At 41.9% G+C, this 12,206-nt stretch carries 6 protein-coding genes; 1 reads left to right on the plus strand and 5 read right to left on the minus strand.

Going from position 1 to position 12,206, the window contains the following annotated elements:
* Nucleotides 1-18: 18 nt before the first annotated feature.
* The 3 genes from AC438_RS02635 to fusA form a co-directional block, all read right to left on the minus strand.
* Nucleotides 19-2,382 carry a peptidase domain-containing ABC transporter gene (locus AC438_RS02635; RefSeq protein ID WP_053979732.1) on the minus strand — a complete coding sequence of 788 codons (2,364 nt, stop codon included), beginning with the start codon at nucleotides 2,380-2,382 and terminating at the stop codon, nucleotides 19-21.
* Entirely contained in the window at nucleotides 2,379-4,154 is a 1,776-nt protein-coding gene (locus tag AC438_RS02640) for a peptidase domain-containing ABC transporter (protein ID WP_053979733.1), read from the minus strand. Before AC438_RS02640 ends, AC438_RS02635 begins: the two co-directional genes overlap by 4 nt.
* A gap of 273 nt (nucleotides 4,155-4,427) precedes the next feature.
* Nucleotides 4,428-6,512, minus strand: coding sequence for an elongation factor G (gene fusA, locus AC438_RS02645; protein WP_053979734.1), 2,085 nt, complete (start codon nucleotides 6,510-6,512; stop codon nucleotides 4,428-4,430).
* Nucleotides 6,513-7,280: 768 nt separating this feature from the next.
* Here fusA and AC438_RS02650 point away from each other — a divergent pair.
* Nucleotides 7,281-7,559 (plus strand): hypothetical protein, encoded by a 279-nt coding sequence (locus tag AC438_RS02650; RefSeq protein ID WP_053979735.1) that lies wholly within the window; start codon nucleotides 7,281-7,283, stop codon nucleotides 7,557-7,559.
* Nucleotides 7,560-8,120: 561 nt separating this feature from the next.
* Here AC438_RS02650 and AC438_RS02655 read toward each other — a convergent pair.
* Both AC438_RS02655 and AC438_RS02660 read right to left on the minus strand, forming a co-directional pair.
* Nucleotides 8,121-8,843: a lytic transglycosylase domain-containing protein gene (locus tag AC438_RS02655; RefSeq protein ID WP_053979736.1), complete on the minus strand. Its 723-nt coding sequence runs from the start codon at nucleotides 8,841-8,843 to the stop codon at nucleotides 8,121-8,123.
* 155 nt (nucleotides 8,844-8,998) lie between these two features.
* A partial coding sequence (locus AC438_RS02660; protein WP_202904691.1) for a calcium-binding protein occupies nucleotides 8,999-12,206 on the minus strand: 3,208 nt, incomplete at its 5' end.

The following is a 12,206-nucleotide window of genomic DNA, read 5'->3' on the forward strand; positions in this document are numbered from 1 at the left end:
AACATTGATACAAATGCTCTACTCGTTATTACTCTTATTAATCGCTTCAATAATAAGCTCTGGGGAGCCAACAATAGGGAAATCACCTGTAGTAAGCAGTATCACTGTATCGGCCATTTTGAGATAATCTTCGCGATGACTCACTAAAATAACAGTTCTATGGCCTTTCCAGCGATCTATAGTTTGCCTAAAAGCTTCACCCGCGGTACTGTTGAGTAGCGCATAAGGTAATTCATCAAATAGCATTAAAGGTGTATTTTTAATATAGGCTCTCGCTAAATTTAATTTATAAGAAAGACCCGAGGGCAACTGATAGCCTTCTACCCCTATTCGTGTTTCTACTCCTTGAGGTAAGGCGCAAATATCTTCCCATGCATCAACTTGATTTAAAGCAACTTTAATCATTTGATTATTGACCAAAGGGTCGGCCATTCGTAAATTTTCAGCAATACTACCATTAAAAAAATGCGGGACTTGAGGTACATAAGCAATATTTTTTCTTAAATCTATTAAGTCTAATTGTCGAATATCGACACCATCAATGCGGATATTGCCTGCCTGCGGTTTATAAAAGCCATTAATGAGTTGTAAAATAGTTGATTTACCTGAGCCATTACCGCCAGTAATCGCAATAAGATTACCGGGCTTAGCTGAAAATGTTAACCCGGTAAATACTGGGTCACTTTTTTGGCTATATCTTATGCCAACTTTGCTAAAGCTTATATCTCCTTTAAGATCATTAATGCGTGTATGTGATTGTGAGTCTTGCTGTTCGGTATTAATTGCCATTAGTCGGTTAACTTGATCAACAGAATTTCTGACTTGTTCAAAACGCCCAATTGAATTACATAATATTTTAAAAGGCGTTAAAGTTCGCCAAACAAGTAATGTTGTTGCAATCAGTGCACCTGCCGTTATTTCACCTGCTAAAACACCTAATACGCCTAAATAAATAATCATTAACCCGGCAGCAACAAATATTGCATGAGATACAACTTCTATTTGCGAAGAAATAAATGCTGCTTTAAAAGAAGATAACGAAGCTCTACCTGAGACCTTTCGATATTCGGACATCCATTGATCGGCAATACCACTTGCACGAATACCGTGCATTTTTTGAAATGTCTCAAATGTCATTTGTTGGCATATAGAATGATTTTTAGCTGATAAGCGTGTTGCCGTACGTAAGCTATTACCAGTAAAAAATAGCAATATTAAATACAGTCCTGCTATAACAAGCGGAACTATAGCTAATTTACCGGCAATAATAGCAATAGCAACCAGAATAAGTAACGTAAAAGGAAGCTCAATGAGTGCTAAGAATAATGGTCCATTAAAAAAATCTCTTATACTTTCGAAAGCTTTAATTCTTGCAATTTGTGCAGATACTGAAGCTCGCTCTGTAAAGGTAATCGGCATAAATATAAGCTGAGAAAATATATGATTACCAACAATCGTATCAACACGTGAGCTAAACCATGATAGATTTCTTAAACGTACAAAACGTAAAACCGCCTCACAAGATAAGGCTAAAAAAGCACCTACAATTAACGGCATTAAAGTTTCTGGGGAGTGGGCACCAATCACTCGATCATACACCAACATCACAAACAATGGTGCCGCTATTGCGACCATATTAATCATGATACTAACAGAAAAAACCTGCCAAAAAATGCCTTTAAACCGCTCAAGTAAGGCTCTAAACCATGTGAAACCTGATGCGCTCATATATTCTGCGCTTAATGGCTGAGGCGAATCTGACTCTTTTGTGAAAACAAATGCAATGCCTGCATTAATATCTTGTGCTGCAACAGTCATAACCCGTTCTTTTAAGCAGTCATACAGCGTTAGCATTTTTTTGTCTTTAACGTGCTCTGCACTTAAAATAACAATTGGCGATTGGCCTCTTTGGGTGTATAGGCAAGGAAACAATCGATCATCTAGCATGTCAGCTTTTACTGAGATTTCATGGCCTAAATAACCTAAATTAGCTAAGGCGTTTAATACATCAATACACTCTAAGTGTGTACGGCCATGAGGAATGTAATCACACAGCGTACGCTCTGTGATAGGTAAGTCTAACTCTACCGCTAAACACACCATAGCGCTTTCATAACCCACCAGTGCACTGTGTGATTTATGATTAAGTGATCCAGCTTGAACGTTAAATACTGTCTCACTGCAAACGTCATTATTGGGATAATTATCGATCGTAGTACTATTTTTTATCGTATCTTTTTTTGATGGGGGCTTTTTGATAACTTCAGGTTGCGAGCCTTGCTCGTTAATCCAACCGGCCATTCGTAATTGGCTAAGAATTTCTTCTATACGAGTACTCTTAAGCATCCAGTTCACGGCATTAGCATCTATTTGAGCATTCACAGGCGGAGCGCCTGATAAGGTTTGACATCATGAATTTTGCTTTCATCCATAAATTGTCGCTGTGTTAACTCTCCATTACCTAAAACATATTCGTAATCACTAAGTTGTATAATATTTTTATCGTCACTGATTAAAATCATCGTTACCTTACCTTTAAGTTTAGCTAATAGTTTATATACCAAGTGATACCCTTCTTTATCTAAACCTCTATCAGCATTATCAAATAATAAAATTTTAGGCTTTGCAGATAGTACACGTGCAATTGCTATACGCTGCTTTAATCCTGGTGGAATAACATCTGAATTACCACCATCTAATTGTGTTTCAAAGCCTGCGGGTAACTTTGCAATTTCTTTATCTATACCGAGTAATTGAATAATTTGTTTGACGTTATGATCTTCATTTAAACCAAAAGCACTGAGATTTTCTTGTAACGTGCCTTTAAAAATAGACCCTTCCATAGGTAAATAACCTAAGTGTTTTATCAGCTCATGGGGGGGATGCAAATGCGCCATAGCACCATTAATAATGATTTCACCTGAGCATGGCAAATATAGACCAGCAATTAATTTTAGTAGCGTTGTCTTTCCACAACTATGATCGCCTGATATGGATATCGCCTGCCCTCTTTTAAGCTCTAAATTAATACCATAAAGGAGCAATTTATCGTTGACACTATAAGAAAAATTTAAGCCTTTTATCTTAATAGAACCTTCGATCATACCTGAAGTTTCGCGGCTCACATGCTCGATTAGTGGCGACTCAAAGATAGTAGCCACTTGATTGCAGCACAACTGGTAGTCTTGAAAGCGCGTCCAGATACCGAGTGCTTTTTGGACTGGGCTCATAATGCGGCCCGATAACAAGACACACGCGATTAACGTACCCATTGTTAAGCTACCTGAGAGCACCATTGGCGCCCCAAAAGCAATCATTGAAACCGTCATCATTTGCGTAAACAGGGCACTATAATTAACCGCCGTATTAGTACTTTTAGACAGGAAGTAACTGTATATACTCGTCTGTCGCTGTAACTCTTCATATTGGCGCTGTAATTGATTTTCATGGCCCAATGACTTGGCTGTATGGATTCCAGTCAATACCTGAATAAAGAAACTGGTTCTTTTTTCATCGGATTCATCTCGCTGCTGTAACACAGCTTTTATTTTTTTGCCTAGAGCCCATGCTAGTACTGAAAATAGCAATAGAATACTAATAGGTACCAGTGCCAAGCTATGTGCCAAGTAGGCAATTAAAGTGATATAAATAATGACAAAAGGCAGATCAATTAAGGTAATTAATGCCTGACCACTCGTAAACTCCCTCATGCGTGAAATCGAATTCATACGCTGCAGGTATTGACTGACATCTTCTTTTTCTACCTCCACAAGGTTGGTGTGCAAAATGTGCCTAAGTGCATTACAGCTCAACGCATGCTCATATACAGCACTTCCCCAGCTCACCACATAAGAGCGGGCACCTCGTATAACAGCCTCGAGTAAGATGGCAATACCTACGCCAATCGCAAGTGCGTTTAAGGTGCCTAAATTTTGACTGACTAATATGCGGTCATAGACTTGCAAGGTCGTTACAGGCAAACTGAGTGACAGTAGGTGAATCGCTAGTGAGGCAATAATGAGTGTATTTGTTTTATTCTCAAACGTAATATCAGGATGTTTGAGATAACCAGAATCTATAGGGTGGATAACAGCATGCAGGTATGCACGAGCCGCGTAGAGCTTTTGTGCAATGTGATTTTTGGCTAATGCCATTTAACTACCCTATAACCGATGATGTATAACTCTATAAATATAGCTACACTCACCTATTTAGCGGGTATTTAAGGTGCTTTACTTAAAAATAGTATTAAGAGGAGATATTCAATATCTTTTTCTTATATCCAAATTGTGTGTCCATAAGCAAACATATGCTTTCAAGCAGTTTACGTAGAGGAGACGATATACTGGCTGTGTGCGCTGGTATAAAAAGCAAAAAAAAAGCCTCAACCGGTAACGGTTGAGGCTTTTTTAATAACGCTAGAACATTTACTTCTTCGCGTGACGCTCTTTAGATTCAGCCATTACTTTTTCAGCAACCGATGCTGGGCAAGGTGCATAATGGGCAAATTCCATAGAGAACTGACCACGGCCAGAAGTCATAGTACGCAAGCTACCGATGTAGCCAAACATTTCTGAAAGTGGTACATCAGCTTTAATGCGAACACCGGTTAAGCCGGCTTCTTGGCCTGCAATCATACCGCGACGACGGTTTAAGTCACCAATAACATCACCGACATGATCTTCTGGTGTAAATACGTCAACTTTCATGATTGGCTCAAGAAGTTGCGGGCCCGCTTTGGGCATAGATTGACGGAATGCACCACGTGCTGCAATTTCAAACGCGACAGCCGACGAGTCGACCGCATGGAAGCCACCATCGTAAAGTTCAATTTCAACATCAAGAACAGGGAACTTAGCCAAAGGACCTTCGTTCATCATACCTTTAAAGCCCTTCTCAATTGCTGGGAAGAATTCTTTAGGTACGTTACCGCCCACAACAGAAGAAGTAAAGGTGAAGCCTGTGTTTTGCTCGCCCGGCTTGATACGGTAATCAATTTTACCGAACTGACCAGAACCACCAGATTGTTTCTTATGTGTGTAGCTGTCTTCGATTTCTTGGGTGATTGTTTCACGGTAGGCTACTTGCGGCTCACCAACAATTAACTCAACACCATAAGTACGCTTAAGGATATCAACTTTAATATCTAAGTGAAGCTCGCCCATACCTTTAAGAATAGTTTCACCTGAATCCTCGTCTGTTTCAACGCGGAAAGAAGGATCTTCTGCAACCATTTTACCAATGGCGACACCCATTTTCTCAGAACCGCCTTTATCTTTAGGCGATACAGCGATAGAAATTACAGGCTCAGGGAACACCATAGCTTCAAGCGTACAAGGATGCTTAGGATCACATAGTGTGTGACCTGTTTGCACGTTCTTCATACCTACAATCGCAATAATATCACCAGCTTGGGCAGTATCGATTTCATTACGATCATCTGCTTGCATCTCAACCATACGGCCAACACGCTCAGTTTTACCGGTAAACGAGTTAAGAATAGTGTCACCCTTATTCAATACACCCGAGTAAATACGAACGAAGGTTAAGGCGCCAAAACGGTCATCCATAATCTTAAATGCAAGTGCGCGTAAAGGCTCATCGGCCGATACAATCGCTTTTTCACCGGTTGGATTACCTTCTTCATCCGTAAGATCTTGTGGATCTACTTCGGTTGGAGTCGGTAAGTAATCAACAACAGCATCTAACAACAACTGCATGCCTTTGTTTTTAAAGGCAGAACCACAGTAAGTTGGGAAGAAAGCAAGGTCACGAGTACCTTTACGGATACAACGCTTAAGGTCTTCAGCAGAAGGCTCTTCGCCATCCATGTAAGCCATCATTAAGTCGTCGTCCATTTCTACCGCAGTCTCAATAAGTTGCTCGCGGTACATCTCAACATCCTCAACCATATCAGCTGGAACGTCTTTAACTTCGTAATTTTCGGGTTGGCCGGTTTCATCCCAGACATAAGCTTTACGGCTTAAGAGATCAACAACACCCACAAACTCGTCTTCGCGACCAATGGGTAAAACCATAATCAGCGGCTTAGCGCCCAATACTTTTTGTACTTGGCCAGTGACTCGAAGGAAGTCTGCACCCATACGATCAAGTTTATTCACAAAAATGATACGTGCTACTTCAGATTCGTTCGCATAACGCCAGTTGGTTTCTGACTGAGGCTCAACGCCACCAGAACCACAAAATACACCGATGCCGCCATCGAGTACTTTAAGTGAACGGTAAACTTCTACAGTGAAGTCAACGTGTCCAGGGGTATCGATAACGTTAAAGCGATGTTTATTCCAGAAACAGCTTACCGCTGCAGACTGAATGGTAATACCACGCTCCGCTTCCTGCTCCATGAAGTCAGTTGTTGATTCACCTTCGTGAACCTCACCTAGCTTATGGATTTTACCAGTTAGCTTCAAAATACGTTCTGTAGTGGTAGTTTTACCTGCGTCAACGTGGGCAAAAATACCGATGTTACGGTAAAGGGATAAGTCAGCCATTACTTTTATACTCGGATTGAAAGTGTCAAAAAATCGCGCGCAAGTATACAGCGTAATCTAGTGGAAATCTTCGCCTTATAAAATTTACTCGCGCCATAATTGCCAAAAAGTCTAAAAACTTGCTATAGAGCCCGAAAAATTTATAGCTCTGCGGGCATACAGACTATTTTTAATGCTAAAAAATAGAACATTTTAGCGTACTGCCGCCACATGCCTACCTTCATCGCGTGTAAATTTGCATAAAAACCATGCAATAGCAACCCCCAAAAGTGCGAATACTTAGTGCAACACCGCAGGTCAGTTGGCATGACGCTAGTGCTACGTAGCCGCCTAGGGTGGACCTTCGACTGACTACCCCTTAGTTTTTTAATATAGCCTCTGAAGCGAGTACTTTCTGATAAACATCAATAAGCGCCTACCGAGCACCTTTGACATGAGTATCACCGCTTAAAAGTGTAATGGGTAACAACTCACCGGTAACACTTGTTACCTTATAAATATGACAAGAGTGTTACCGGTTAATATGATAAAAAATAGCCAATTACAACTTTAATATAACAAGAATGTCGTCTAAAGGCGCCGAAAACACTGGAAAACAATCCTTATTCACAAAAAGCAAAATAAATTATACTTTTGCTTGCACCCACGCCATTATGTGTTACCTTAAGTTACGTGAAGTAACACTTCACACCGACATACAGCGAAGCTCAAACACCATCAGTTAAGCCACTGTATGAAGGTATCAACCAGATTTTGCGAGGAATCGTTATGAATAAGCTTGCTGTTTTATTACTAGCTACTGTTATGTCTCAAAGTGCGCTAGCGAGTGAGGTTGGTGCCAAGAATCCACAAGTGATCAAGCCAGCGACACTGGCTTATACAGTTGCGGATACAGGTGCCAACGAATCAGAGTGGGCAATTGGCCCAGTCAACACACCTGTAACCGTCGCTCAACACAAAAGAATGGTCAAAGTCGTTGACAAATTTAATGATGAAATTAGCAATAAATTGGCTCTCAAATTAGAGCGTGCTTTAGAATCTAAATAAATAGACCATTTACAGTCACTTTAGGGGTGCTCTTAGCGACTCTAGATATGAAAATTGCTTGCTATGCAGTATTTATGAAAGCACTTATGCATGGCAACACGTTAGTCAGTGAGTAACGGTAATGTGATTATTCCACTGTGCTATCAATCCACAATGCGCACCCACTCGACAGTATTGTTGTTTTTAGCGATCTCTTCGCACCCCACACCATGTTTGATTCCCTCGTGTTTTATGGTGTGGGGTTTTTTTATATTCTTTTTTTATGTTCTTATTTGCCTTCATTTATGAGCTGCGCCATTAATTGGGTTAGCTTTGATTTAACTATTCAGCCGAGCTGGAAAAGTTCACCTAATAGAATGCTGATGGATTATTTTCTGGGTATTTAAGCGCCGAGCCTTGCAGGGAAAGAAGGGCATGCAAGATTAGACTTTGCAGGAGCAAACTATCGAGAGCGCTTATATAGCGCCTAGCCCCAGTATGGATGCGTGGGGGTAGATGGCTTGAGCGGCCCAGGCAGCGATTCATTAGCGCCCACTTTCGGCACCTGTGAATCGTTACGATTTAATTTGCCCTATAACGCTGAGATAAAATAGCCACGCGCTTTATATAGGCTTTGGTTTCGGCATAAGGAGGCACACCACCATGGCGACTCACAGCACCAGGGCCTGCATTATAAGCCGCTGTTGCCAGCTTGACATCACCACTAAAACGAGTGAGCAATTGCGCAAGATACTTTACACCACCATGAATATTTTGCTCTGGGTCAGCTCTATCTGTTACGCCTAGTTCTAATGCCGTAGCCGGCATTAACTGCATTAGACCTACCGCGCCTTTGTGGCTTTTGATCGTCGGCCTAAAGGCCGATTCAGCATGCACAATCGCCCGCACTAACGCAGCATCAACACCGTATTGTTGCGCAGCCGCGTCAATAGTGCTGGCATATTTATTGGGATATAACTTAATGCTATGCCAATCGATAGGGGAGTTTACATCGCAGGCAAAGCACTTATAGCTCAGTACTTCATATGTCTGCCCTTTTGGCGGACGATCTGAAAAAGATGCCGTACCACCGGCTAAATACTTATACACTTTGATATTTTTTTTAGTACTTCTAGGTATTGAGCGGTTAGTTACTTTAGCTTTTTTACCACTAGAGCCAACAATGGTATTTGTTGGAATATCGTGTTTTTGGGCACTAGCACTCGGCGAGAGTACTAAGATCAAGCAGCTTTGTACAAGTAGGCGCTTAAAAAAAGTGATTAGATGAGAGTTCAGTATCGTCATTGCCATTATTTTTATAAGAGACGTCTCTTTAGTGTAACGGAAACCCTGCCACAGCGTTGAATACCCACGTCTCAAATTCAAGCAGTCACGCTCACTCAACACATTAAATTCAATGCTACGTATCACTATTTAACAGTCGCAACGAATAATATTCTTTAAGCAAAATGATCGTCACTATAGTCATCTAAATCATGCTGTTGATAAACTGCGATTTCACTTTCCTCGAGCACTAAATAGTCCTCATCGGTGCGGCTCGCTGCGCCAGCTTCTTCGGCGATGTCCTGACTGGTAGCTTCCACCCAACTCATGTTATCAGGACTAACCGTATTTTCTATAGCGTCCACCTCGGCAATCCAGCTATTAGCACTTGCATCAACACTCTCAGTCGCTTCGGGTATTTCGCCTTTTTGCTGAGCGGCAATTTCTGTATTCACATCTTCAATAGCGCTATCAGTTTCGACGCTACTGGCATTATCAAGCGCACTCCCATCTCCGATATCAAAAGTATTGCTTGCTTTAAAAAGTACAGGCTCAAATGAAACATCTTCATTCCATTTAATTTCTTCTATATCGTTGATATTAATCTGGGTGCCATCTCCAAGACGAATACTCCCAACCGCACCATCACTGAGGATCAACTTACTGCCGTCACTGGCCGTTATACGGCCTGCACTTAAGCTTAACGAGAAATCATTCGATGTGTTAATGCCACTCACCGCCGTAAGATCAATACTATCGTAGCCATTACCCCCATTGACATTATCGGTACCATCAGCACCATCATAATAAAATGTATCATCACCTTCGCCGCCGCTTAACGTATCATTATCGGCACCGCCAGTAATACGATCATTACCACTGTCTCCAAAAATAGTATCGCTACCTAAGCCGCCATCTATAATGTCGTTACCAGAGCCAGCATTGATAAAGTCTCTTCCGTTTTCTGCTGTAATCACATCATTACCTTCATCCCCGAAGATAATATCGTCACCATTACCGCTATTAATAATATCATCACCTTCGCCTCCCTCAATATAGTCTTGTCCTCCCCCGCCTAGAATGGTGTCATTACCATCGCCACCATAAAGATCATCATTAGAGTTACCCCCGTCAATAGCATCGTCACCTTCGTCGCCATAGATCACATCTCTACCATTACCGCCGGTGATTATATCGCTCCCCATACCACCATATAATTCATCATGTGAATTTCCACCATCAATAATATCGTCACCACCTCCACCATAAATTGCATCTTTACCATTACCACCTGCAATCTCATCGTTACCCTCAGTGCCTACTAGATCATCATTACCACCGCCACCAGTAATCACTTCTCCTTTGGGGTTTTCCTCAAGGTCATCAATAACATTAATAGTAAAAGTTTTAATACTTGAGGCACCAGAGGAGTCTGTCACCATAATACGTACATCAATAGAAGTTGCTTGCTCATAATCAATATTAGCGCCTTGCTTAACAACCAGCTGGCCATTGAGTACTTCAAATGGGCTGTTAAGATCGACAACAGCATAACTGTGGGTATCGCTATGATCGGGGTCAATCGCCGATAGATCGCCAACAATAGTGCCACCTGTGGCGTTTTCTTTGACTTGACTGCCATTGAGCTGCGCAGTTGGCCCATCATTACTACCCGTTACGGTTATACTGAGACTGGCACTCGTGGTTTCACCATTGCCATCTGTAATCATATAGCTAACCGTGACGTCAGCCGTTTCGCCTTGAGCTAGATCATTGTGACTGATGTCAGGGTTGAACACGACTTGGTTACTGTCAATACTGACGCTGCCAACGCCCTCTATGACCTCTGCATTGACTAATGTCAGCGCATCACCATCAATATCGTTATCATTAACCAGTACATTAAAACGCGTGGCTCCAGCACCCTCAAGAACAGCGCCAGTATCGTTGTTGGCTTCTGGGGCACTATTAGTCGAGCTAATTGTTAATGTCGCATGACTCGCGACAATACTGCCGTTGCCATCAGTCACATTAAAATTAACTTGGAGATCTCCGTTGTAACTATAGTCAGGAGTAATTAAAAAGCTCTTTTCGCCGGTATTTGGGTCAATCACTGTTACTACTTCTGCATTTTCAATAAGAAAGTTACTCACCTTGAGTTCATCGCCATCAGCATCACTCGCATTAGCCAATAACGCCGCCTCTGTAATCATAAAACTCGCCACATCTACAGCATCGAACTCCAGTGGGCTATTTTTATCAATCACGACGGGGTCATTAACCGGTACTATATTAAAGTTAAGCTCCTTACTGGCTGTTGCTGTATCCCCATTCGAGTCTTCTACGCTCGTAGCCAGCACGGTCAGGCTCACCTCACCGTGAAAATGCTCTGCCCCCTGAAAGCTAATATTATCTAAGTCCCAGTCTGTTACATTTACACTCTCATTATTCGTGCCAGCAGTAAACGTATTTTGACCATCTGTTAAAACCGCACCTTCTAGTAAACCTTCGATACGAACCTCGCTAATCGACTCAGAACCATCTTGATCTACTAATGACACCTCAATATTCAGGTTCACGGGTTCATCTTCTAAATGAACGTGCTTAACCTCGATAAGATCAAGCAAACCACCTAACGAATTACTATCTGGCGCTTTAAATTCCAAAGTGGGGTTATCTGTAGTGGCCGTAAAGTGATAAGTGTAGGTCTCCCAGCCCACTTGATCGGCAGTAATTGAGTCAATCAATTCACCTTCAAAATACACATCGATTTGGCTATCTTCCCCCTCGTGCCTACGTCGCGCGGAGTAATCGAAGCTTAGCTCAATAGTGTCACCCGCTTTAATATCTAGGCTCTGATAAAGATTTGATGCATCACCTCGATTCGCTTCAAGCTCAATCACATCTCCGCGCCCGTCATCAAAACCGGTATAGACATAATCAGGGTTGTATTCTATGTAGCCATTTCTATTATCCGTCTGCCAATTACCAATAGAGCCGTCACCACTTAGCTCGCTGATGACCCCGTCATCCACAACAACGGTATTAAGCACAGGAGTCTCAGCATGCAAATCACTAACCGCAATGACAAAGGTTTTAGTCGTACTCGCTCCTGCCGAGTCAGTAACTGTGATATCTACATCAATAGTTTCGCCCGATTTATCATTTAATGTCACACCTTCTTTAACAACCAACTGCCCGCCAATAATCTCAAACGGGCTACTATCATCTTCGATCGCGTAGGTATGGGTATCGGTCGAATCAGCATCAATAGCTGATAAGTCACCAATAATGGTTCCTCCCGCTGCACGATCATCGACACGACTCCCAGAAAGCACCAAACTCGGACCGTCATTGCTGCCGGTCACGGTGATGGTTAAGTTT

Source organism: Marinagarivorans algicola (assembly GCF_001292705.1).
Lineage (GTDB): Bacteria > Pseudomonadota > Gammaproteobacteria > Pseudomonadales > Cellvibrionaceae > Marinagarivorans > Marinagarivorans algicola.